This window comes from Bacillus sp. SIMBA_026 (genome assembly GCF_046535335.1).
Taxonomy (GTDB): domain Bacteria; phylum Bacillota; class Bacilli; order Bacillales; family Bacillaceae; genus Bacillus; species Bacillus velezensis.
In genome coordinates this window covers 780,871-805,838 of the sequence record NZ_JAWRWX010000001.1, presented here as the reverse complement: position 1 = coordinate 805,838, position 24,968 = coordinate 780,871, and the positions used below count along the sequence as shown (strand labels likewise).

Annotated in this window: 23 protein-coding genes; all 23 read right to left on the bottom strand. The window is 46.7% G+C overall.

Annotation, left to right across the window (positions count from 1 at the left end):
• Positions 1-3: 3 nt before the first annotated feature.
• The 23 genes from SB847_RS04085 to SB847_RS03975 all read right to left on the bottom strand — a co-directional run bounded on the left by SB847_RS04085 (position 4) and on the right by SB847_RS03975 (position 24,905).
• A complete protein-coding gene (locus SB847_RS04085) occupies positions 4-213 on the bottom strand; it encodes a YlzJ-like family protein (protein WP_003154161.1) in 210 nt (69 codons plus the stop codon).
• Positions 210-947 carry a ClpP family protease gene (locus SB847_RS04080; RefSeq protein ID WP_003154162.1) on the bottom strand — a complete coding sequence of 246 codons (738 nt, stop codon included), beginning with the start codon at positions 945-947 and terminating at the stop codon, positions 210-212. Before SB847_RS04080 ends, SB847_RS04085 begins: the two co-directional genes overlap by 4 nt.
• Positions 948-1,055: 108 nt before the next feature.
• Positions 1,056-2,723: a ribonuclease J2 gene (rnjB, locus tag SB847_RS04075; protein ID WP_012117573.1), complete on the bottom strand. Its 1,668-nt coding sequence runs from the start codon at positions 2,721-2,723 to the stop codon at positions 1,056-1,058.
• Positions 2,724-2,901: 178 nt separating this feature from the next.
• Positions 2,902-3,771 carry a 4-hydroxy-tetrahydrodipicolinate synthase gene (gene dapA / locus SB847_RS04070; protein ID WP_003154166.1) on the bottom strand — a complete coding sequence of 290 codons (870 nt, stop codon included), beginning with the start codon at positions 3,769-3,771 and terminating at the stop codon, positions 2,902-2,904.
• A 30-nt stretch (positions 3,772-3,801) separates the two neighbouring features.
• Complete coding sequence (dapG, locus tag SB847_RS04065) at positions 3,802-5,016, bottom strand: aspartate kinase (RefSeq protein ID WP_410562212.1); 1,215 nt, start codon at positions 5,014-5,016, stop codon at positions 3,802-3,804.
• 88 nt (positions 5,017-5,104) lie between these two features.
• On the bottom strand, positions 5,105-6,145 hold the full coding sequence (gene asd / locus SB847_RS04060; protein WP_326157081.1) for an aspartate-semialdehyde dehydrogenase: 1,041 nt from the start codon (positions 6,143-6,145) through the stop codon (positions 5,105-5,107).
• A 134-nt stretch (positions 6,146-6,279) separates the two neighbouring features.
• Positions 6,280-6,870: a dipicolinate synthase subunit B gene (gene dpaB, locus SB847_RS04055; RefSeq protein WP_045207422.1), complete on the bottom strand. Its 591-nt coding sequence runs from the start codon at positions 6,868-6,870 to the stop codon at positions 6,280-6,282.
• 2 nt (positions 6,871-6,872) lie between these two features.
• Positions 6,873-7,763, bottom strand: a complete 891-nt coding sequence (dpaA, locus tag SB847_RS04050; RefSeq protein WP_045207420.1) for a dipicolinic acid synthetase subunit A — start codon at positions 7,761-7,763, stop codon at positions 6,873-6,875.
• A gap of 157 nt (positions 7,764-7,920) precedes the next feature.
• On the bottom strand, positions 7,921-8,178 hold the full coding sequence (locus SB847_RS04045) for a YlmC/YmxH family sporulation protein (RefSeq protein WP_003154176.1): 258 nt from the start codon (positions 8,176-8,178) through the stop codon (positions 7,921-7,923).
• Positions 8,179-8,256: 78 nt separating this feature from the next.
• Entirely contained in the window at positions 8,257-9,492 is a 1,236-nt protein-coding gene (locus SB847_RS04040; protein WP_032874927.1) for a M16 family metallopeptidase, read from the bottom strand.
• Positions 9,493-9,531: 39 nt separating this feature from the next.
• A complete protein-coding gene (locus tag SB847_RS04035) occupies positions 9,532-10,491 on the bottom strand; it encodes a polysaccharide deacetylase family protein (RefSeq protein ID WP_044801434.1) in 960 nt (319 codons plus the stop codon).
• A gap of 112 nt (positions 10,492-10,603) precedes the next feature.
• On the bottom strand, positions 10,604-12,727 hold the full coding sequence (gene pnp / locus SB847_RS04030) for a polyribonucleotide nucleotidyltransferase (protein ID WP_410562221.1): 2,124 nt from the start codon (positions 12,725-12,727) through the stop codon (positions 10,604-10,606).
• A gap of 175 nt (positions 12,728-12,902) precedes the next feature.
• On the bottom strand, positions 12,903-13,172 hold the full coding sequence (gene rpsO, locus SB847_RS04025) for a 30S ribosomal protein S15 (RefSeq protein WP_003154182.1): 270 nt from the start codon (positions 13,170-13,172) through the stop codon (positions 12,903-12,905).
• Between the two features lie 165 nt (positions 13,173-13,337).
• Positions 13,338-14,279: a bifunctional riboflavin kinase/FAD synthetase gene (gene ribF / locus SB847_RS04020; RefSeq protein ID WP_007611467.1), complete on the bottom strand. Its 942-nt coding sequence runs from the start codon at positions 14,277-14,279 to the stop codon at positions 13,338-13,340.
• Between the two features lie 19 nt (positions 14,280-14,298).
• Positions 14,299-15,228: a tRNA pseudouridine(55) synthase TruB gene (gene truB / locus SB847_RS04015; RefSeq protein ID WP_088462125.1), complete on the bottom strand. Its 930-nt coding sequence runs from the start codon at positions 15,226-15,228 to the stop codon at positions 14,299-14,301.
• 84 nt (positions 15,229-15,312) lie between these two features.
• Positions 15,313-15,666, bottom strand: a complete 354-nt coding sequence (gene rbfA / locus SB847_RS04010) for a 30S ribosome-binding factor RbfA (RefSeq protein WP_003154185.1) — start codon at positions 15,664-15,666, stop codon at positions 15,313-15,315.
• Positions 15,667-15,682: 16 nt separating this feature from the next.
• Positions 15,683-15,961: a DUF503 domain-containing protein gene (locus SB847_RS04005; RefSeq protein ID WP_003154188.1), complete on the bottom strand. Its 279-nt coding sequence runs from the start codon at positions 15,959-15,961 to the stop codon at positions 15,683-15,685.
• Complete coding sequence (infB, locus tag SB847_RS04000) at positions 15,958-18,108, bottom strand: translation initiation factor IF-2 (protein WP_007611462.1); 2,151 nt, start codon at positions 18,106-18,108, stop codon at positions 15,958-15,960. Before infB ends, SB847_RS04005 begins: the two co-directional genes overlap by 4 nt.
• 19 nt (positions 18,109-18,127) lie before the next feature.
• Positions 18,128-18,430: a YlxQ family RNA-binding protein gene (locus SB847_RS03995; RefSeq protein WP_003154192.1), complete on the bottom strand. Its 303-nt coding sequence runs from the start codon at positions 18,428-18,430 to the stop codon at positions 18,128-18,130.
• Between the two features lies 1 nt (position 18,431).
• On the bottom strand, positions 18,432-18,707 hold the full coding sequence (gene rulR / locus SB847_RS03990; protein ID WP_003154193.1) for a glucose-induced regulator RulR: 276 nt from the start codon (positions 18,705-18,707) through the stop codon (positions 18,432-18,434).
• A 13-nt stretch (positions 18,708-18,720) separates the two neighbouring features.
• Entirely contained in the window at positions 18,721-19,842 is a 1,122-nt protein-coding gene (gene nusA / locus SB847_RS03985; protein WP_003154195.1) for a transcription termination factor NusA, read from the bottom strand.
• Between the two features lie 39 nt (positions 19,843-19,881).
• Complete coding sequence (rimP, locus tag SB847_RS03980) at positions 19,882-20,352, bottom strand: ribosome maturation factor RimP (RefSeq protein WP_007409801.1); 471 nt, start codon at positions 20,350-20,352, stop codon at positions 19,882-19,884.
• 239 nt (positions 20,353-20,591) lie between these two features.
• Positions 20,592-24,905 carry a PolC-type DNA polymerase III gene (locus SB847_RS03975; protein ID WP_012117566.1) on the bottom strand — a complete coding sequence of 1,438 codons (4,314 nt, stop codon included), beginning with the start codon at positions 24,903-24,905 and terminating at the stop codon, positions 20,592-20,594.
• Positions 24,906-24,968: the final 63 nt, after the last annotated feature.

Below are 24,968 nucleotides of genomic sequence, written 5' to 3'. Positions count from 1 at the left end.
CGGTTAGATTTTCAGCTTGATTTTTTGTCCCGGAGCGATGTCCGGATTCAGAAAATCCATCGGGTTCGTACTTAAAATCTGTACGACTTCAGCTTCATTTCCCTTCATCTCAACTAGCAGCGGCACGCCGGCGTAATCTACCTGTTCATGCACGCTTTGCTCTATATCCTGACCGTAAACGACTTCTTGGGGCATGACGGTATAAAGGATCATTGAATCATCCTTCCTTCCTCGCCCTTTCGTTCCTCAATCAGCTGATTCAGCTTTTTTATCGCCTGTCCGACGCCGCCCACGGCATCAATTAAACCGTAATCAGCCGCATCTTTGCCGACTACGTTCGTTCCGATGTCCCTGGTTAAGTTTCCTTTTGAAAACATCAGCTCTTTGAATTTTTCTTCAGAAATATTTGAATGATGGGTCACAAAGTTGACGACCCGCTCCTGCATTTTATCCAGGTATTCAAATGTTTGCGGAACCCCGATAACCAGACCTGTAAGCCGAACGGGGTGTATGGTCATAGTCGCTGTTTCCGCGATAAAACTATGATCACATGACACGGCGATCGGCACACCTATCGAGTGGCCCCCGCCGAGTACGATTGAAACGGTCGGTTTTGATAAGGATGCGAGCATTTCCGCAATCGCAAGCCCCGCTTCCACATCGCCTCCGACGGTGTTTAAGATGATCAGAAGTCCTTCGATTTTCGGATTTTGCTCAATCGCGACGATTTGCGGAATGACGTGTTCATATTTGGTTGTTTTATTTTGCGGCGGGAGCTGGACGTGCCCCTCAATTTGGCCGATGATCGTCAGGCAGTGAATGTTGGTATCTTGGGACATTTGCGGCAGAGATGTCTCTCCCAGCTGCTGAATTTTGCTCATAATGCTGTCTTTCGCATCTGATTTTTCGGGCTGCTGTTCTTCGGTGTTTTCCATACGATGATCCATTTTATCTTTCACCCTTTCCGAATGTCTCTTTGTATTATGAACAAAGATGATGATTTCCATCCGGCCAAAAACACAGCCGGAGCATCATGCGCTCCGGCTGTGTATACATTATACTTCCATAATGATCGGAATGATCATCGGCTTGCGTTTTGTTTTTTCATAAAGGAATTGATTCAGCGCATCACGCATTGCCTGTTTCAGCGTGGACCACTCTACGGCAGATGTTTCCGTCGCTTCAGTCACGATAGAGCGAACGAGCTCAGTAGCTTGTACAATTAAACCTTCTGATTCTCTGACATATACGAAACCGCGCGTAATGATCTCAGGACCTGATACAAGGTTCTTTTTCTGCTTATCGAGTGAAATCACGACGATGAGAATGCCGTCTTGTGACAATAAGCGGCGGTCTCTCAGCACGATGTTGCCGATGTCGCCGACTCCGAGGCCGTCAATCAGAACGTTTCCGTATGTGACTTTATCCCCGATTTTCACATTCTGTCCGCGGAATTCAACGACGTCACCTTTTTCAATCAAGAAAATATCGCTGCGTTTCATGCCGATCTCTTCTGCGATTTTGGAATGCGCTTTTTGCATTCTGAATTCACCGTTAACCGGAATTAAATATTTCGGTTTCAGCAAATTAAGCATGAGTTTCAATTCTTCCTGCGAACCGTGACCGGACACATGCACGCGTTTTTGGGCGAAAATGACTTGTGCGCCGGCGCGGGCAAGCAGGTTGACGGTTTTGGAATATATCAATTCATGCCCCGGAATCGGTGTTGATGCAATGACAACGGTGTCTCCTTCTTCAATGTTAAGCTGCTTGTGCGCCTGCTTGGCCATCCGCGTAAGAGCGGCCAGCGGCTCACCATGGCTTCCGGCTGTAACAATTGCCACTTCCCGCTTCGGATATTTTTTCACATCCTGCACAGGAATAAACATTTCATCTTCGGCTTCAATATAGCCGAGCTTGCGCCCCAGCTGAAGCACGTTTTGCAGATTTTTTCCGGCGATTGCAAGTTTGCGGCCGTTCTGGACGGCAGCCTGTATCACTTGCTGGATCCGGTTGATATTAGACGCGAATACAGCAATGATGACCCGGTTTTCTGAATTGTTCATCGCATCGGCAATTTCACCGCTTACATATGCTTCTGACGGAGTATATCCCGGGCGCTCCGCATTGGCGCTGTCAGAAAGCAGGGCAAGCACGCCGCTGTTTCCGATTTTGGCAATTTCGCCAATATCACATGATTGGTGATAAGCAGGCGTCTGGTCAAACTTAAAGTCTCCCGTGCATACAATAGAGCCAAGTGATGTTTTGAAGCTGACTCCCACTGAATCCGGAATGCTGTGAATCGTTTTAAAGAACGATACTTTCGTTGATTCAAATGTAATGACTGATTTAGAATGAACTTCACGCAAATCAGCTTTTCGATTATGCCCGTACTGCTTGAGTTTTTCTCTCAGTAATGCAAGCGTAAGCTTCGTTCCGTATACCGGCACCGACAGCTTGTTCAATAAATAAAAGACGCCCCCGATGTTTTCATCGTGCCCGTGTGTCAGAAAGATGGCCTTCACGCGGTCAGCCCGTTCTACTAAGTAGGAAATATCCGGAATGACGACATCAATACCGAGCATTTCATTTTCAGGGTGCATCAGCCCTGCATCCACTACAAATATGTCTGAGTCAATTTCAATGACATATAGGTTCTTCCCAATTTCTCCAACGCCGCCAAGGGCGATAATTCTGACGTTTTCTGTATTTTTCTTTTTCAAAATCTGTATCCTCCTAGTCTCATACCCGTCCATCATCACTTGTTCCTATTATAACTGATATCAATTTTAGAAAACAAGAAGAAGCGGAAGGTTTAGGGAAAACCAATATGTATACAAAACGGTCAAACTCACGATAAAAATGAGAATGACCGCGTATTTTAACTGTATAAATTTTTTCTTACAGTTCGCTGATGACGCTGCTCAGGCTCAGACGTTCATCTTCATTCAGCGGGATAAGAGGAAGACGCACAGATCCGACATCAAGGCCTTTCAGCTGTAGCGCCGTTTTGACCGGAGCCGGATTAGGCGCTTTAAAGAGCTCCTTCATGATCGGCAGAAGCTTCTGATGAATCAGTGCCGCGGTTGCCGTCTGCCCGTTCGTATAGTTTTTAATCATCTGCTGCATGTCAGAACCTACGATATGGCTGGCCACTGACACGACTCCTCTTCCGCCGACTGCGAGAATAGGAAGCGTTAACCCGTCATCACCTGAATAGACGTAAAAATCTTCCGGTGTTTCGGCAATGATTTTCGTAATGGCATCAAGATCGCCGCTCGCTTCTTTAATCGCAGAGATATTCGGAATCTCCGCAAGTCTGATGGCCGTTTCCGGCGCAAGCGAAGCGACCGTTCTGCCCGGCACGTTGTAAAGCATCACAGGAAGAGACGTTTCTTCCGCAATGGCTTTAAAATGACGGTACATACCCTCTTGGGAAGGCTTATTATAATACGGCGTGACAAGCATAACGCAATCGACACCGGCTTCTTCAGCTTTTTTTGTCAGTTTAATGGAGTCTTTCGTATTGTTGCTTCCCGTACCCGCAATAACAGGCACGCGTCCGTTCACTTCTTTGACTGTAAATTCAAAGAGTGCAATTTTTTCTTCCGTTGAAAGTGTCGGAGATTCGCCGGTCGTGCCTGCGACGACTAAAGAATCCGTACCGTTTTTCAACAAATAGTCGATTAATGTAGACAGTTTTTGAAAGTCTACATTCCCTTTACTGTCAAAGGGGGTAATCATCGCTGTAGATATATTTCCGACATTCATTTTTTTCACCTCATCATGATTCAATCACATTTACTTTGAAAGTTCAAACACTTCATGCAGCGCATTTACGGCCGTTACCATATCTTTTTCATGAACGAGCACCCAGATCGTCGTATGGCTGTCGGCAGATTGCAGAATCGGAATGCCTTTATCAGAAAGTGCGGAGACGATTTTTGACGTGACACCCGGAACACCCATTATCCCGGCGCCGACCGCTGACACTTTCGCACAGCTCTCCGTCACTGTCGGCTCATATCCTAATTCAGCCAAAATGCTGCGCGCGGCTTCCGTTTTACTGCCGGCTACGGTATATACGATTTCACTCGGCGTAATGTTAAAGAAATCTACGCTGATTCCGGCATTTGCCATTGCTTTAAAGACTTCAGTCTGAACGTTGTATTGCCCCATTTTGGCGGGAACCTTAAATTGCGTCACATCTTTCACATGGGCGATCCCTGTAATCAGCCGTTCGAATACATCGCTGCCGATGTTAGACGAATGATGGGACGTCACCAAAGTGCCTTTGTCTTTTGAATAAGTGGAGCGCACGCGGATCGGCACCTTTGCCTGCATGGCGATTTCCACCGCGCGCGGATGAATGACTTTCGCGCCTTGATAGGCCAGGTTGCAGATTTCCGTATATGTGACGTTCGGAAGCGGCTTAGCATTTTCCACGATTCTCGGATCGGCTGTCATAACGCCTTCCACGTCCGTAAAAATGTCGATAAACTCAGCATCAACCGCCGCTCCGAGCGCCGCTGCTGAAGTATCGCTTCCTCCTCTGCCGATCGTCGTCGTGTCGCCTTTTTCAGTCGCTCCCTGAAATCCTGCGACAACGACGGCGTCATGGCTGGCGAGTGCAGCGAAAAGCCGCTCTGTTTTCATTTCTATAATTTTGGCGTCAGTATGCTGGGCATTGGTTAAAAAGCCGGCCTGGGCTCCTGTTAAAGCTTCGGCTTTTATGCCGTTTTCCTTCAGCATGCTGGAAAAAACAACGGACGAAATCGTTTCTCCGCAAGACAGAAGCATATCCTGCTCTCTCGGAGAAATGTCGGACTGGCTGCCGTAAAGGAGCCCGATTAAAGAATCTGTCGCGTACGGGTCTCCTTTTCTTCCCATCGCCGATACGACAACGACAACTTTATAACCTTCACTGATGGCATCTTTAATGTGTGCTAGCGCAAGCTTGCGGCCTTTGTCATCTTTTACGGATGTTCCGCCGAATTTTTGAACAATGATCTTCACTATTTTCACTCCAAATTAGTCTGACGTAACAGAAGAGAGCAGGCAGAGCCTTACTCTCTTCTGTTCGCCTATAGAAAATACGTTTGTTTTATACGAGGTTCAGTTTTTGCAGGCTTTCCGCGATTTGGACTGAGTTCCAAGCGGCGCCTTTTAACAGGTTATCAGAAACAACCCACAAATGAAAACCGTTTGCTCTGTCCAAATCTTTACGGATTCTTCCTACAAATACATCGCGTTTGCCGACGCAATCAGCAGGCATCGGGTAGAGCTGCTCCGCCGGATCATCCTGAAGCGTAATACCCGGAGCTTCTTTTAAAAGCTGTTTAATATCTTCAACGGTTGCGTCATCACGGTCAAGCTCAATGTAAACAGATTCTGAATGTCCTGTTTCAATCGGCAGTCTGACACATGTCGCAGCCACTTCCAGATTCGGCATATGCATGATTTTTTTCGTTTCATTAATCATTTTCATTTCCTCAAACGTATAGCCGTTGTCTTGGAATTTATCAATTTGCGGAATGGCGTTAAATGCGATTTGATAATGCTTTTTGTCGCCTTTAACCGGCATAATGGACGGTTCTGCGGGTTCATTGTTTAAAATCGCCTTTGTCTGGCTGTACAATTCCTTCGCCGCTTCATTGCCGGCCCCGGACACAGCTTGGTAAGTAGATACAATGACTTTATTCAAACCGTACGCTTTGCGGATCGGTTCAAGTGCAGCCACCATCTGAATCGTTGAACAGTTAGGGTTGGCGATAATGCCGTTATGTTTGTGCAGATCACCTTCGTTCACCTCAGGCACGACAAGCGGTGTATTTTCGTCCATGCGGAATGCGCTGGTATTGTCAATCACGATGGCTCCCCGTTTTACAGCCTCAGGCGCCAAGCTTTGTGATACGCTTCCGCCGGCGCTGAATAACGCGATATGGACGCCTTCGAAGCTTTCCGGAACAGCTTCCTGCACTGTATATTCTTCGCCTTTAAACGTTACTTTCGTACCAGCAGAACGCTTTGAGGATAGTAGTGTGAGTGTTTCGATTTCAAAGTTTCTGTCTTCCAGTGTTTTCAGCATTTGCTGTCCTACGGCTCCCGTCGCTCCGACAACTGCTACGTGTAATCCTCTTCCCATCTGTAAAACTCCTTCCGCCAATTAAGCATCATTTGTTGAATTGACTTTGCATTTTACGTTTTATTTTACCATAGAATAGTCACGGATTGACCGAATTTTTTTATTCCGGAATGATTTTCTGTCATCATGATTTTTTATTCATGATGGTGTACGAGCACCGGCTGAACCTGCTGGTGCAAAAGAGCTTTTTCTACCGTAATCGGAAGGAGATCCATTCTGGCGACGAGCGATGTCGGTTTTTTCACGTGGTCGTCCTGGCCGAACGGGATGAAATATATGTTTTTTGCGGACATCAGCCTCATTAAATTCATTCCGTTTAAACCGAGTCCGTCGTTTGTCGAAATTCCGAGCACGACCGGGCGGCCGTTGCGGATCGTGGCTTTCGCAGCCATAAGGACAGGGCTGTCAGTCATCGCATTTGCGAGTTTGCTCATTGAATTTCCGGTTAAGGGAGCGATGACCATGCAGTCGAGCGGAAGTTTCGGCCCGAGAGGCTCCGCTTTTACGATGGAATCAATCGCCTCAAAGCCTGTTGCTTCTTCAATTTTTCTGACCCAATCTCCCCCCTCCCCAAAGCGGGTATCGGTCGATTGAACGGTTGATGTCACGACCGGCCGGACTTCAGCTCCTTGACTGATAAGCGCCTCTATTTGCGGAAAAACTTCCTCATATGTGCAATGCGAGCCGGTTAATCCGAATCCGATTCTTTTCCCTTTCAGAGACATGGTTATTTCCCCTCTTTCTTTAAGTCTGCCAAAAGCTTGCTCAATACGTTCGCAATAATCTGTCCGGCTGTTTTCGGGGCCACAATTCCCGGAAGACCCGGAGCAAGCAGCGCTTTAATGCCTTGTTTTTCAGCATATTTGAAATCCGTTCCGCCCGGACGGGATGCTAAATCCAAAATCAAGGTCTTCGGCGTCATGCGCGATAAAACGCTTTGATTCAGAATCAAGCTCGGTACGGTGTTAATGCAGATATCAATATCATTTACATGTTCAGTAAGCTCTTCAAGTTGAAAAGGAGAAAGCCCCATTTCCATTATACGGGCCAAATGAGCCGAACTCCGCGCGCCCACTTTTACCTTCGCCCCTAACGCCGCAAACGTCCGGGCGATCGTCATACCGGTGCGCCCCATGCCGAGAACAGCGACATTTGATCCGTGAATGGTATAATCCGTATGCTGAATCGCCATCATGATTGTTCCTTCAACCGTGGGAATCGAGTTGAATATCGCGATGTCGTCCCGCTCAAATAATTTCACAAGATTGCGGCCGGCTTCGCTGGCGATCCCCTCAAGATACGCGTTGGAGATGCCTGAATAAATGACGCAATGCTCCGGTGTCCGCTCAAGATAGCTCTGCTTTAATACCACTTCTTCATTTGAAAAAACCGTGGAAACAACGCCTTCTCCGGTCGTTGCCGATACGGGCAGGATGATACTGTCTATTTTTTGAAAGGGAATCTCATCGATTTTGCATTTGACGGTACCTGTAAAACCGTCATCCAATTGGTCAAACCCTGCAAGATAAATATCGGCATGCTGTTCTGTCAGCTTTCTTATAATCTCAAGCTGTCTTGCGTCACCGCCAATGATCGCAATTGTCAATCCGGTTAACATCTGAAACGTTCACCTTCTTTACAGTTACTGGATCTTTTAAGTGTCATCCTCCTCTTCATCGTATGTGCAAAGAGAAAGGGCGGTGAATGTACAGCGTCTTTTTCATAAAAAAAGCACCGGCTGTATGAGCCGGTGCTTGCAAAAAAATGAATAAGATCTACTCTTCGGGAGGCGTGATCTCCCCCGGAACGTCTAAAATGATCATGTCTGACCCGATTTTTTGGATATGGTTCCAGGGGACGCGAATGTCGTGGCCTTGTTTTCGCAATCCGAACCATTTTACCGTCGGTATCAACAGCGCGGTAATTTGTCCGTCCTGTTCATTAATTTCCAAATCGGTCTGGCCGAGCACGCCGAGCCGCTCTGCCCGTTTAATGTCCACAATTTCTTTACCTGACAGTTCACTGAGCCTCATGATAGCCACCCCCTTGTACTATATGACCCGGAGCAAAAAAAAATGCCTGCCCCGTATAGAGGCAGACTGCTTTGCCGATTAAGACGAGGCCGGCATATTGCCGGTCGGGCTGATGAGCGATAGTGCGTAATCATCCGTAAATAAGCGGCGGCTGAGGCCGTTGACGCTTTCCAGGCTGACCGCATTTAATTCAGTGATAATTTCATCCATGGTCTTATGCTTTCCGAGCAGGAGTTCGTTTTTCCCGTTCCGGCTCATTTTGCTGTTTGTGCTCTCTAAGCTGAGCATTAAGCTCCCCTTCATTTGCTCTTTGCTATTTTCCAGCTCTTTCGGGGTGATACCGTCACGTTTTAGAACCGATAACGTTTCCTGAATGGTTTCAGACAGAAGTCCGAGCTGATTCGCGCCGGTGCCTCCGTAAATCGTCAGCATACCGCTGTCTTCATAGGAACTGTGATAGCTGTATACAGAATAGGCCAGTCCTTTATCTTCGCGCACATCCTGGAAAAGACGGCTGCTCATGCTTCCGCCCAGCACGTTGTTTAAGACGATCAAATCGTAAATGTCCGGATCTCCGACTTTCAGGCCTTTGAAACCGAGACAGAGATGCGCCTGTTCGGTGTCTTTTTTTCTGGTCAGCTTTTCATAATGAAACTCAGGCTCGCTGATGCCGCTTGCTTTGCCCTTCGCTTCGTATGTACCGAACCATTTCTCCACGTTTTTAATGAATTGTTCCGTTACATTTCCGGCGACAGAAATGACGACGCGGTCCGGCGTGTAAAAGTCATCCATATGCTGTCTGAGAGAATCGCCGTTAAATGACGAAAGCGTTTCCTCCGTCCCGAGAATCGGGTAGCCGAGCGAATGATTGCCGTATGTCGCTTTGCTCAGCAGATCGTGGACAATGTCATCCGGCGCGTCTTCATACATTTTGATTTCTTCATATACGACGTTCTTTTCTTTCTTGAGCTCATCTTCGTCAAAAGCAGAATGAAAGAACATATCAGCCAGCACATCAAGTGCGTAGTTTGCATGCTCATCCAGTACTTTGGCGTAATAGCACGTATATTCTTTTGAAGTGAAGGCATTCACTTGGCCGCCTATCCGATCGAAGGATTCTGCGATTTCCCGTGCGGACCTGGTATTTGTTCCTTTAAAAAACATATGCTCAAGAAAGTGCGAAATACCGTTTGTCTCCGGCGTTTCATGGCGTGACCCCGTCCCGATCCAGACGCCGATTGCCACAGACCGCACCGTTGGATTATTCTCAAGCACAACTCTTACACCGTTTTGGCATGTATAGCGTTTTATCAAGTCTGTTCCTCCTATTCAAAGACAGGCAACTGCCGCCTGCTACTTCATCAGCCTGTTTTCATCCATTAAGTCAGACACTGAGCCGAGCGCGTAGCCTTTTTCTTTGATTTTTGCAATCAGTGTATCCAGGCTTTTCGCAGTCGGATCAGTCGGATGCATTAAAATCATGGCTCCGTTATGTATTTTGCTCAATACCCTTGTTTGTAAAACAGCCGGAGACGGTTTTTGCCAGTCAATGGTGTCAACGGTCCACATGATGGTGCCCATTCCTTTTTCCGCCGCAAGGTCGACCACAGCTTTTCTGAAGCTGCCGCTTGGCGGCGCAAACCATTTTGGCTTTATGCCGAGCGTCTCGCTGATTTGTGCATTTGTTTTGTCAAGCTGTTCGGAAATGCTTCCTGAAGTCAGTTTGCTCATATCAGGGTGATTGTATGAATGATTTCCGATTTCATGTCCGTCTGCCGCTATTTTTTTCCCCAGTTCCTGATTGTTTTTCAGCCATTTCCCTTCAAGAAAGAAAGTTGCTTTGACCTGGTGCTGCTTCAGAATAGGCAGCATTTGCTCCACGTATTCATTTCCCCAGGCGACATTTATCAGGAAAGCGACCATCGGTTTGTCGGGATTTCCTTTATAAATGGGTTCGGGCGCGAGAGAATCAAGATGGACTTTCGGTTTTACCTGCTCATAGACAAGGCCGTCTTCGTGAAATTCTCCGTCCTTTTTCATTTGTTTATAGGATTTTTCCACATTGACTTTTAAACCGTTATATCCCGGTATACTCTTCCATATTTTATCAATCCGCGCGTCTTGCGGCTTCACTTCATACTCTGGCGCTTTTTGCAGTAATTCTTCATAGAGCGGATCTTTTGATGCTGACACAGTTACAGCGTCTTTTTTCATTGCGTCTATGTAATCAACTGTATACGGGTTTTTTAACATTTCAAACGAAACAAAAAATAGAAATAAAAAAACGGCAAACGGCACGAATTTTTTCAACATGTCCTTCCCCCCTCATCACACATTATGTATGAGGAGGACAAGGTAGAACCCGTCTGTTGTCTTTCTCAAAATAAAGAAGCCGGGTCTCCCAGGCTCCTTGTTAGGTTTTCATTTAAGATTGTTGTTGTTCCTGTTCTTTTTCTTTCTCTTCGCGCAGCACTGCTTTACGCGACAGATTCACTCGTCCCTGTTTGTCAATTTCAGTTACCTTCACAAGGATTTCGTCACCGATTTTCACAACATCCTCAACCTTGCCGACCCGTTCGAGCGCTAGTTCAGAGATGTGAACGAGACCGTCTTTTCCGCTGAAGATTTCAACGAAAGCGCCGAATTTCTCAATCCGTTTGACTTTACCGAGGTAAAGCTGGCCGACTTCGACTTCTCTGACAAGATCTTCGATGATTTTTTTCGCTTTTTGGTTGCTGCTTTCATCAGTAGAAGAAATAAAGATGGTGCCGTCTTGTTCAATGTCAATTTTAACACCGGTATCTTCAATGATTTTGTTGATTTGTTTACCGCTCGGTCCGATAACGTCACGGATTTTATCCGGATTAATGTTCATCGTTAAAATTTTCGGCGCATATTGAGAAAGTTCTTTTCTTGATTCACCAAGCGTGCTGAGCATGCTGTTCAAGATTTCCATTCTTCCTTTTTTCGCCTGCTGAAGCGCTTCTTCAAGAATTTCTCTTGAAAGGCCTTCAATTTTAATGTCCATTTGCAGCGCTGTCACGCCTTTTTCCGTGCCGGCTACTTTAAAGTCCATGTCACCGAGGGCGTCTTCCATCCCTTGAATATCTGTTAATACCGTATAGTACTCGCCTGATTTCACAAGTCCCATCGCAATACCCGCAACAGGGGCTTTAATCGGAACACCTGCGTCCATCATGGCAAGCGTGCTCGCGCAAATGCTGGCCTGTGAAGTGGAACCGTTTGATTCAAGCACTTCGGATACGAGGCGGACCGTATACGGGAAGTCTTTTTCATTCGGAATGACCGGCTCAAGCGCACGCTCTCCAAGAGCACCGTGACCGATCTCACGGCGTCCCGGTCCGCGCATCGGGCCTGTCTCCCCTACGCTGAACTGCGGGAAGTTATAATGGTGCATAAAGCGTTTTGATTCTTCCACGCCTAAACCGTCAAGAATCTGAACGTCCCCAAGGGCGCCTAATGTACATACGCTGAGCGCCTGCGTCTGTCCTCTCGTAAACAGCCCGGAGCCGTGTGTTCTCGGCAGAAGGCCGACTTCTGAAGAAAGCGGGCGGATCTGATCAACGCCGCGGCCGTCCGGACGGACTTTTTCTTCTGTGATCAAACGGCGCACTTCGTTTTTCACGAGTTTAGACAGTGTCTGTTTCACTTTTTTAATCGTATCTTCATCATGCTCTTCTTCTTCGAATTTCGCGACAACTGCATTTTTCACTTCATTGATCGCGTTTTCGCGAGCATGTTTTTCGTGAACCTGAATGGCGCTGAGAAGATCCGGCTCCGCAAGGCTTTTTACTTTTTCGCTGAGCTCTTCGTCAATTTCATACAGTTGGATTTCTGTTTTCTCTTTGCCGACTGCTGCGACGATTTCTTCTTGGAATGCGATCAGGCGCTTAATTTCTTCGTGACCGAACATAATCGCCTCAAGCATGATTTCTTCAGGAACTTCATCCGCTCCGGCTTCCACCATGTTGATGGCGTCTTTTGTGCCTGCAACGATGAGGTTGATATCACTTTTTTCAAGCTGGTCAACCGTCGGATTGATAACGAATTTACCGTCAATGCGGCCTACCGTCACACCCGCGATCGGGCCTTCAAACGGGATATCGGAAACGCAAAGAGCGAGTGATGAACCGAACATTGCAGCCATTTCAGATGAGCAGTCCTGATCAACACTCATGACAATGCTGATGACCTGTACTTCGTTACGGAATCCGTCTGCGAAAAGCGGGCGGATCGGACGGTCGATCAGACGGCTGGCTAAAACGGCCTTTTCACTTGGACGGCCTTCTCTTTTAATAAAACCGCCCGGAATTTTACCTACTGCGTATAATCTTTCTTCATAGTTAACGGTAAGCGGGAAAAAATCTAGCGGTTTCGGTTCTTTTGATGCGGTTGCTGTGCTGAGCACTGCAGTATCGCCGTAGCGGACCATGACAGCGCCGTTTGCCTGTTTGGCAAGCTGGCCGGCTTCTACTGTAAGCTGTCTGCCGGCCCAATCTATGGTAAAGACATGTTTCTCTTGTCCCATTCGATTACGAGCTCCTCTCTTAATGTGTGAAATAATCAATTACTCCTATTATGAACGAAATGAATTGAACATATCAATGTCAAAGTAGTATGTAAAAGGATTTCATTGTTTTTTTTATCATTATTTTTTTCGCTTTAATACGATAAAAAAGCGGGAATCCTCCCGCTTTTTACGATTATCGACGTAAGCCTAGTTTGTTAATTAACTCACGGTAACGAGTTACGTCTTTATTACGCAGATACGTAAGAAGATTACGACGTTTACCTACCATTTTAAGAAGACCGCGACGTGAGTGGTGATCTTTCTTGTGAGTACGCAAATGCTCGTTCAAGTTGTTAATTGAGTCTGTTAGGATAGCGATCTGAACTTCTGGAGATCCAGTATCAGATTCGTGTGTTTTGAACTCACTGATGAGTTGATTTTTACGCTCTTGAGTAATTGCCATCCTGTTTCACCTCCATATCATAATTAGCCCCAGTTACCTAGCAACCGTCGGTGACTTCGGATTGCCAAGCAATGGTTTTAAGACTACGAAACATATGATACTAAAAATCGCGCCCATATGCAAATCTTTTAGAAGAAAATTTGTGTACTTTTGATGTTTTTTCCGTTATTTGCTGAAAAAACGGATCGCTTCTTGTTTGTCTTTCCCGATCTGAGCCGTCAGTTCATCGATGCCGTTAAACTTCCGTTCGCTTCGGATTCGTTTGTACCACTCGATTTTAACGTCTTCTCCGTATACATCCTGTTGAAAATTAAACAAATGGACTTCAATTGACGGCTGATCGGGACGCTTTTCATAAAAGGTCGGTTTGTAGCCGATGTTGCAGACGCCTTCATACACCTCGCCTTTTATTTCGGCTTTCACTGCATACACGCCTGTCGGCGGCACGATATAACTGTTGTGCAGACCGACATTCGCGGTAGGAAAACCGATGGTTCGGCCTCTTTTGTCTCCGTGAATCACAGTGCCCCGGATAAAATACGGCTGGCCGAGAAGAGTGTGTGCAAGTTCAACGTCACCATCCTGCAGCGCTGACCGGATATAAGTAGAGCTGATCTTTCTGTCCTGCTCGGTCTGTTTCTCGACAGTCGTGCATCCGGCCTTGCCGTTTAAATCGTCCGGCAGCGTCTCCATCGTGCCTTTTCCGTATTTTCCGTACGTAAAATCGAAGCCTCCCACAGCGTGCCGCGCGTTTAACCCTAAAATATACTCCTCGGCAAACTGTTTTGGAGACAGAGACGCAAACGCTTCATCAAACTTTACGACATACAGCACATCAGCGCCTAAACGCCCGATCTGGCTGATTTTATCTTCAAGCGGCGTAATCAGATCCTTTGGCTCTTTGTCCCTGCCCAACACATGGGAAGGGTGGGGATGAAACGTCATAACGGCCAGCGACAGGCCTTTTTCTTCAGCTATTTGTCTGGCTGTTCCGATTACTTTCCGGTGTCCCAAATGAACGCCGTCAAAGTAGCCGAGCGCCATGACAGACGCCGGCTGCTCTTCTTTTTGTAAATGATGCGGATGAGAAATATGTATCGTCTTCACAGAACGGTCACCTTTTTTCTTATTGTTCGCTTTTTTGCATGAGCACTTTAGCCGGTTTCAGCAGTCCTTTTTTTGAAGGATGCGGCATATAAATGGCCACACATTCTCCGTCTTCAGTACAGACCGCTATACGGGCGTCAGCTGTCATTGCAGAAAATTCCGCCGGGATGTCAAACACTGACCCGTTTTCAGCTTTCTTAGCTAATGTATCACTTATGACCCATTTCGGCAAATGATTGAGCGCTCTTTCAATCGGCACGGCATGCTCTGCAACCGTTCCGTCTGAAACCTGCTGTTCAAGTTCCCCAAACGTGAAACACTCATCAAGGCTGAAATCGCCGGAAGCGGTGCGGATGAGATGCGACATATGCGCGGGATAGCCGAGTTTTTCACCGATTGTCACCGCCAATGTTCTGACGTAAGTGCCCTTTGAGCACGTGACTGTAAAGCGGAATGATGCTGTGTCTTCTTTATAAGTGACAGGGGAAGTGAGCGCGATATCTTCAATCGTGATATTCCGCTTCGGCCGCTCCACTTCAATACCGGCTCTGGCGTATTCATAGAGCTTTTTCCCGTTGACCTTTACAGCGGAATACATCGGCGGCACTTGCTCCTGCGGTCCCTTCAGTTCGTCTAAAACGGCTTTGATATCCGCTTCTTTCAGCGGCTCCTTGACAGGTTTTACGCTGACCGTTTCTCCAGTCTGGTCTTCGGTCGATGTGGAGAAGCCGAGAGTGATCTCAGCATCGTACGTTTTTGACTTGTCGGTGACGTACTCAACAATCTTTGTGGCCCGTCCGACACAGATCGGCAGTACGCCAGACACTTCCGGATCAAGCGTTCCCGTATGTCCGACTTTCTTTGTTTTTAACAGTTTTCTTATTTTCATTACACAGTCGTGAGAAGTCATGCCGACCGGTTTATGTAAAAGGAGAACTCCGTTAACCATCTGTCTTTCGCTCCTTTGTTATCAATTGTATCCCGTAAAACGCAGAAAAGAGGACAGACGACACTCGCCCATCCTCTTTCCTTGTTATTCAGACGGTTTATCTGAATGCAGTTCGTGAATCAATGTTTCAATACGATTGCCGTACTCAATTGATTCATCAAATTCAAATTCAAGCTCAGGCGTTTTGCGGAGTCTGATTCGGCTGCCGATTTCGGAACGGATAAATCCTTTCGCTTTCTCAAGCCCTTTCAGCGCCTCCTCTTTCTTTTTCTCTCCGCCGAGAACGGAGATATACACCTTCGCTATTTGTAAATCACCTGAAACACGTACGTCTGTTACAGTGAGAAATCCGATTCTCGGGTCTTTCAGCTTTCGGCTGATAATATCCCCGAGCTCTTTTTTCATCTGCTCGCCGACACGGTTTGCTCTCATACTCAATTCAATCACCTCTAAGTTAAAACCACTCTGTTCTAGTGATCGTCCGTTCTATTTCGGGAAAGGAGTCAATAAACGCGAGTACGCGTTGGATCTCCTTTTCCGCCTGAACGTGAGAGGAGGAGACGACGGCGATTCCGAAGCTGGTCCGCTGCCAAGTGTCCTGATAGCCGATTTCTGCAGCCGACACGTTGAACTTATTCTGAACCCTCGTTATAATCCGCTTCAGAACGGCTCGTTTCTCCTTTAATGATCCCGCATCATAAATGATGCATTCACATTCCGCAAATCCGATCACTTTCTTTCGATTTCCTGCATGACATACGCTTCAATGATGTCACCTTCGCGAATGTCATTGTATTTCTTAATTGTAATACCACATTCATATCCTTGTGAAACTTCTTTCACATCATCTTTGAAGCGTTTCAGAACGTCTACTTCCCCTTCGAAGATGACCACGCCGTCACGGATCAGGCGGAGTCCGCTGTCACGTGTAATGTGGCCGTCTGTTACATATCCGCCGGCAATCGTGCCGATTTTCGACACTTTGAATGTTTGGCGCACTTCAACCTGACCGATGACTTTTTCTTCGTATTCAGGATCAAGCATTCCTTTCATCGCCGCTTCAATTTCTTCGATGACTTTGTAAATGATACGGTGAAGACGGATATCTACATTTTCAGCTTCAGCCGTGCTCTTAGCATTTCCGTCTGGGCGCACATTAAACCCGATAACGATTGCATTTGAAGCAGATGCGAGAATGATGTCTGATTCCGTAATCGCACCGACGCCTGTGTGAATGATTTTCACTTTTACGCCTTCTACTTCAATTTTTTGAAGAGCGGCTGTTAACGCTTCGGCTGAACCTTGAACGTCAGCTTTTACGATTAAATTGATGTCTTTGACATCGCCTTGTTTAATTTGTTCAAACAGATCATCGAGGCTCAGCTTCGCTTTGTCGCTGCGCTGTTCTTCCAGTTGCTTGGAAGCGCGTGCTTCACCGACAGAACGGGCTGTTTTTTCGTCTTTAAAGACGAGGAATTGATCGCCAGCCTGCGGTACGTCGTTTAAGCCCGTGATTTCTACAGGTGTGGACGGTCCGGCTGTTTTCACGCGGCGGCCGAGATCATTGACCATGGCCCGCACGCGGCCGAATGTATTTCCGACAACGATCGGATCTCCGACATTCAATGTTCCCGTTTGAACGAGAAGTGTCGCGACAGATCCTCTTCCTTTATCGAGCTCAGCTTCAATAACCGTTCCTTTTGCCTGACGGTTCGGATTGGCTTTCAGCTCTTCCACTTCACTGACAAGCAGAATCATTTCGACAAGCTCGTCAATTCCCTTGCCTGTAAGAGCGGACAGAGGAACGAAAATCGTTTCTCCTCCCCATGCTTCAGGAACGAGTCCGTATTCAGTCAGCTCCTGCATGACACGGTCAGGGTTCGCGCTTTCTTTATCCACTTTATTCACGGCAACGATAATCGGAACCTCAGCCGCTTTCGCATGGTTGATGGCTTCGACTGTCTGCGGCATAACGCCGTCATCAGCCGCTACGACTAAAATGGTAATATCAGTTACTTCCGCACCGCGCGCACGCATTGTTGTGAACGCCGCGTGTCCCGGAGTATCTAAGAACGTGATTTTTTTGCCGTTTTCTTCGATCTGGTAAGCCCCGATATGCTGGGTGATTCCGCCGGCTTCACCTTCAACAACTTTTGTCTTTCTGATGCTGTCAAGGAGGGTCGTTTTCCCGTGGTCAACGTGGCCCATGATCGTCACGACAGGCGGACGGATTTGAAGATCTTCTTCTTTGTCAGCCTCTTCATATTTTTCAAGCTCAGTTTCTTCAAGCACAATCACTTCTTCTGTTTCTACACCGTATTCAGATGCGATCAGTTCGATTGTGTCTTTGTCAAGCTCCTGGTTAATCGTAGCCATTACGCCCAGAAGCATCAGTTTTTTAATGAGTTCAGACGGCTCTTTGCCCAGTTCCTCGGCTAAAGCTCCGACTGTTAAAGAGCCGGAAAACGTAATTTTCTCAGGAAGCTCTTTTTTCGGCTTCAGCGGTTTTTGCTGATACTGATTTTTGTTGTTATGATTGCGTTTGTTTTTGTTTTTGTTGTTGTTGTTGTTCTTCTTGTTTTTGTTAAATTGATTATTCTGCACGTCATTCTTCTTTCCGTCTCGAATTTTGTTTGGTTGATTCCCAGCAGGCTGCTGATTAATCCCTTGCGGCTTGTTTTTGTTCGTTTCCGCAGGCTTCTGAGATGTAACGCCGGCGCCGCCTTTTTTAAATTTCGCATCAAGCTGCTTAATGGTCTTTTCTTCAAGCATTGCCATATGGTTATTTACTACTATATCCATGTTTTTCAGCGCAGTCAAAATTTCCTTGCTTGAAACATTGATGGCTTTTGCATATTCGTAAACTCTCATTTTAGCCATTCGTTCACCCCCAAAAATATTAATCGAGCAAGCTGATCAGCTTATTCGCAAAACCTTGGTCAGTGACGGCGACAACGACACGTGATTCCTTGCCGATAGAGCGGCCGAGATCCGCGCGGCTTTCGACTTTTTTATAAGGCACTTTATAATAATTGCATTTATCGGATACTTTTTTTGCAGTATTCGCAGATGCATCTTCTGTCAGCAGAACAAGTTTTGCACGCGCATTTCTAATTTCTTTTATAACCAAGTCCTCGCCCGACACGACCTTACGAGCTCGATTGGCCAGACCCAGCAAGGGAAACCATTCCATTCCAGACATGTTATTTTTTCACCTTTTCCGCCAGTTCCAGCAATTCTTCGAAAATCTGGTCATCGATTTGTGATTGAAATTGATTTTGCAATGTGTTTTTCTTTTTCGCAGCTAAGATGCATTCTTTCTCAAGGGTGATATAGGCACCCCGCCCGTTCTTCTTTCCGGTCGGATCGACTGAAATCTCTCCTTCTTTAGAACGGACAATTCGGATCAGTTCCTTTTTAGGCTTCATTTCCCCCGTTACCACGCATTTGCGCAGAGGAATTTTTTTTCGCTTATTCACCTAAAGTCACCTCTTATTCATCCGATTCGGCTGTTTCAGGCTCCATAAAGAGCGGCTCTAAATCGTCATCTTCTTCATGCTCTCTCGGATAGATGCCAAGATCTCTTGCATCCGTTTCACTTTTGATATCGATTTTCCAGCCTGTCAGTTTCGCGGCTAAGCGGGCGTTTTGCCCTCTTTTTCCGATTGCCAGAGAAAGCTGGTAATCAGGAACGATGACAGTCGTGGCTTTTTCTTCTTCGCTGACGATGACATCCAGCACTTTAGACGGGCTGAGCGCATTGGCAACAAATTCAACCGGATCATCAGACCAGTTAACGATATCAATTTTTTCGCCTTTCAGTTCATTGACGATCGCCTGCACGCGCTGGCCTTTAGGACCGACGCATGAACCGACCGGATCAACGTCAGGGTCATCAGTGCGGACGGAGATTTTAGAGCGGTCGCCCGCTTCTCTGGCAACGGATTTCAGTTCGACCGTTCCGTCATAAATTTCCGGCACTTCGATTTCAAAAAGACGCTTCAACAGACCAGGATGCGTTCTTGATACATAGATCTGCGGCCCTTTTGTCGTTTTTTCGACTTTTGTGATAAATACTTTAATCCGATCGTGCGGTTTATAGCTCTCATTCGGCATTTGTTCATTGACGGGCAGCAGCGCTTCAATCTTGCCGAGAGACACGTAAATAAACTTGCTGTCTAAGCGCTGTACAATTCCCGTCATGATGTCTTCTTCACGATCGATAAATTCTGAGTAAATCACGCCGCGCTCAGCTTCACGGACACGCTGCGTCACCACTTGTTTCGCCGTCTGCGCAGCAATGCGGCCGAAGTCTTTCGGCGTTACTTCTATTTCAACGACATCTCCGACAAGGTAGTTCGGATGGATGTGCTGGGCGTCGTCAAGCGAGATTTCAAGTCTTGAATCGTATACCTCGTCTACGACATCCTTTCTTGCGAACACGCGGATCGTGCCCGTCTCACGGTTCAGATCGACCCGTACGTTTTGCGCCTGGTTAAAATTTCGCTTGTACGCGGAAATTAAGGCAGCTTCAATTGCTTCGATGATAATGTCTTTACTGATGCCTTTTTCTTTTTCAAGAATAGTGAGAGCATCTAATAGTTCACTGCTCATGTTAGCGGTCTCCCCCCTTAAACACTAATACTTCATTCATTAAAATGTTACAGCTAATCTTGCGTTAGCTATTTTTTCATACGGAATATTGACCCGTTTCTTTCTTGTTTTGACCGTCATCTCTATTGTAACAGTTTGTCCATCGAATTCAGCCAATTTGCCTTCAAACACTTTTAAACCGTCAATCGGTTCGTACGTTTTCATGTACACATTTTTGCCCAGTGATTTTTCGAAGTCGGCTTTTTTCTTTAATGGACGCTCGGCTCCAGGAGAAGATACTTCAAGAAAGTAGTTCTGGGTGATCGGATCGGCCTCATCCAGCTTTTCGCTTAACGCTTCGCTGACTTTGGCGCACTCCTCAATATCAACACCGTTCTCGGAATCAATAAACACGCGAAGGAACCAGTTTTGACCCTCTTTGACAAATTCAATGTCTACGAGTTCAAGCTGAAGGTCATCCAGTATGGGCTGAGCCATTTCTTGAACGGTATCAGTCACTTTTTTGCTCATGTTTTTCCTCCTTGTGCTGTCGATATCATATCAGCCGTTCCTCTGCATAAAAACCCTGCTTCAAAAGAGCAGGGGCATGGAGAAAACGATGGACATGTCGAGGCAAAATTGCCTGTTCAATACAAAAGAGCGGGTTTCCCCACTCTTTGCCTCGGTAATCGTTAGCATTTCCAATAAAACTATACCATAACCATATATTTAATGCAAATCAAACTCCGCTCGGAGGCTGTGCACAAAGCTTAAAACAGAGACAGCTGATTTTGGTCCGGAAGCGACTCAAGACAGCCGTGACGGTCTAAATACTCTAAAATGGTTTTTGACACTTTTCCGCGTTTTTGAAGATCCTCTTTTGAAAGGAACTCCCCTTCTTTCCGCGCTTTCACAATATTGAGAGCGGCGTTGGTTCCGAGTCCCGGAATTGAGTTGAACGGCGGGATGAGACTGTTGCCGTCAATGATAAATTCCGAAGCGCTCGAACGGTATAGATCGACCTTCTGGAAGGAATAGCCGCGCTCACACATTTCAAGCGCAAGCTCTAACACGGTAAGGAGGTTTTTCTCCTTCGGCGAAGCATCAAGCCCTTTAGAACTGATATCATCCATCACCGCTCTGATGGCGGTCGAGCCTTTGATCATTGTATCAATGTCAAAGTCATCTGCGCGGACGGTAAAATACGCAGCATAATATAAAAGCGCGTGATGCACTTTAAAATAGGCAATCCGCACCGCCATCAGCACGTATGCGGCGGCGTGGGCTTTCGGGAACATGTATTTGATTTTTTTGCATGAATCAATATACCAGTTCGGCACATTGTTCTTTTTCATTTCTTCTTCCCATTCCGGCGTCAGGCCTTTGCCTTTACGGACGAATTCCATGATTTTAAAGGCCAGTGAAGGCTCAAGGCCCTGATAGATCAAGTAAACCATAATGTCATCACGGCAGCCGATCACTTCGCTCAGTTCACACGTATTGTTGTGTATCAGTTCCTGCGCATTGCCGAGCCATACGTCCGTTCCGTGAGAAAGCCCGGAAATCTGGACAAGCTCGGAGAACGTCGTCGGCTTCGTATCCTCAAGCATCTGCCGCACAAATCGCGTCCCGAATTCAGGAATGCCGAGCGTCCCCGTTTTACAGCCAATCTGCTCTTCAGTAACGCCGAGCGATTCTGTGCCTTGGAAAATCTTCATAACTTCCGGATCATCTGTCGGAATCGTCTTCGGATCAATTCCGCTTAAATCCTGGAGCATCCGGATGACGGTCGGATCATCGTGCCCTAATATATCAAGCTTCAGCAGGTTGTCATGAATGGAGTGGAAGTCAAAATGAGTCGTTTTCCATTCAGACCCCGTCGCATCTGCCGGGAATTGTATCGGTGAAAAATCGTAAATATCCATGTAATCCGGGACAACGATAATCCCCCCCGGATGCTGGCCGGTCGTTCTCTTAACGCCGGTACAGCCTTGCACCAGACGGTCGATCTCCGCGCCGCGCATGTGTAGGTTGTGATCACCCGCATAGCCTTTCACATATCCGTAAGCCGTCTTTTCCGCGACGGTGCCGATCGTTCCCGCGCGATACACGTTATCTTCACCGAACAATACTTTCGTGTAGTTATGGGCATGCGGCTGGTACTCACCTGAGAAGTTCAAGTCGATATCGGGTACTTTGTCACCTTTAAAGCCTAAGAACGTTTCAAACGGGATATCATGTCCGTCCTTTTTCAAAGGGGTGCCGCAAGACGGGCAGCTTTTATCCGGAAGGTCAAAACCGGAACCGACTGATCCGTCATTAAAGAATTCGGAATATCGGCAGCTCGGGCACACGTAGTGCGGAGCGAGCGGGTTCACTTCAGTGATTTCCGTTAAGGTCGCCACAAGCGATGAACCGACGGACCCCCGGGAGCCGACGAGATAACCGTCATCCAGAGACCGTTTTACAAGCTTATGAGAGATAAGATAAATAACGGCGAATCCATGACCGATGATACTTTTTAATTCTTTTTCTATTCTCGCTTCCACAATTTCGGGAAGCTCTTCACCGTAAATGCTTCTGGCGCGCTGATAGCTCATTTCACGGATTTCTTCATCGGCTCCGTCAATTTTCGGCGTGTACAGGTCGTCTTTGATCGGTTTGATCTCATCGATCATCGAAGCGACTTTCTGCGTATTGTCAACCACGATTTCTTTCGCTTTTTCCGCACCGAGGAAGGAGAAAGCCTCCAGCATTTCATCTGTCGTTCTGAAGTGCACTTTAGGCAGTTCGTGTCTGTTTAACGGGTTGGCGCCGCCTTGGGAAGATATTAAGATCTTCCGGTAAATTTTATCCTCATCGTTTAAATAGTGGACATTTCCCGTAGCCACGACCGGCTTATTCAATTTTTCTCCGAGCTTCGTAATGTTGGCGATGATTTCTTTCAGCGCTTTTTCATCTCGGACGAGCTCAAGCTGCAGAAGGTGTCTGTATACTTCCGGCGGCTGCACTTCAAGATAATCATAGAAGGATGCGATATCTTCAACCTCTTCAGGAGATTTTTGCATCATGCCTTCAAAGACCTCACCCCTGTCACAGGCAGAGCCGATTAACAGACCTTCTCTGTATTTATTAAGCTGCGACCTCGGAATGCGCGGCACTCTGTAGAAATATTGAATATGAGAAATGGACACGAGCTTAAACAGATTTTTAAGGCCGGTCTCATTCACGGCAAGCAATGTAGCGTGATAAGGTCTTGATCTCTGATAAGCATTGGATTGTCCCATATTCTCATTCAGCTGATCATGATAAAAAATGTCTTTTTCAGCGGCATCTTTGAGCATTTTCAACAGCAGGTAGCCCGTTGCTTCAGCGTCAAAGACCGCTCGGTGATGCTGGGTTAATTCGATATCAAACTTCTTACATAACGTATTTAAGCGGTGATTTTTAAACTCAGGATACAGGAAACGCGCGAGTTCCAGCGTATCAATGACCGGATTTTTCGCTTTTTCCGTTTTCAAAAGACGCTTGTACGCCACATTTAAAAATCCCATATCAAAGCTGGCGTTGTGAGCCACAAGCACGTCATCGCCGATCCATTCTTTAAAATCCCGCACGACGTCAACGACATCGGGAGCGTCGCGGACCATGTCATCCGTAATCCCGGTAAGCTCTATCGTCGTTGCTGACAGCGGATGGTGCGGATTGGCGAACGCTTCGAATTTATCGATAATTTCTCCGCCTCTTATTTTGACTGCGGCAAGCTCAATGATGGTGTCATACACTGCAGACAGACCTGTCGTTTCAACGTCAAAGACGACGTATGTGTCTTCTTCCAGGAGACGGTGAGCTGGATTGTATGCGATCGGAACGCCGTCATCTACGATATTGGCTTCCATTCCGTAAATCATTTTAATGCCGTGTTTTTTCGCGGCGGAATAGGCATCCGGGAAAGACTGCACAACGGCATGATCAGTTAACGCAATCGCTTCATGCCCCCATTTTTTCGCCTGTTCGACAAGCTTTCCGATGCCCGTTACAGCATCCATTTGGCTCATCGGAGAATGCAGATGAAGCTCAACCCGTTTTTCGCCTTCAGGAGCGGTGTCTTCACGGGTTTTGGCTTTTATTTCATTTACGTCATTTGCAATCATGACGAGGTCTCTGACGAATGTATCGTTTTGAATGCTTCCCCGCGCCTTCACCCACATGCCTTTTTTCAGCGTTTTCATCAAAGCGGCGTCTTCTTTTTCTCTGGCGAACATTTTTACTAAAATGCTGTTTGTATAGTCCGTGATTTTGAAAATGCAGAGCGTGCGTCCGCTTTTCAGCTCGCGTGTTTCAGCATCAAACACAAACCCCTGCACCGTAATTCTTCTTTCTTCATCCATGATGCTGTCAAGCGTCCGGATTTCTTCGTTCTCTTTAATTTGATAGCCGATGACAAGCGGTCCGGACGGTGCCTGATCCTCATCGCCCTCTTTTTCCTTCTTCTCCATCTCGATAAGCGCCTGCATCGCCCGCTCCTGATCTTCAGCAAGCTTTTGCTCGCGGAATTTCTGGACTTCTTGGTCAGATACGAAAATTTCGGTATCCAGCTGAAGTTCCGGAAAGCCGAATTGGCGGTAGCTGTGCTGAATCAGCGCGCTGTATTTATTTTTGAGCGCAGATGCTTCTGTATCTGTTTTTGTTTTCACGATCAGTTTGTTTCCTTTGAGCTTCGGTTTCTGCTGATTCAAAAGAGCCACCATCGGCGGCGAGGTTCCTTCAAGCTCTTCAATACAGCGTGTCCAATAATCCTGTACAAGCTCCTCTGTCACTGTAGGATCGATGACCTGAACAGATGAAGTGACACGAGCGATGTGAGCAAACGATTGTGTTAACCTCATCATGAATGAATCATATATTTGATACGGCAAAAGAGCCTTAAAGCGAAATTGGAAATGCCAGGCTTTTTCCGCTTTATGGATTGTCAGTTTATCAATCTCTCCGTCTTCAAAGTATGTCATGAAGGTATCATCTGTCATATTAAGCTGCTGCAGAAGAATCTGAAACTGTCTTCTGTTTACTGATAACTGTTCCATTCAGACAGTATCCCTCCCTTAAAACATCATAAGTGAAGGTACCTCCGCAGGTGATGAGGTACC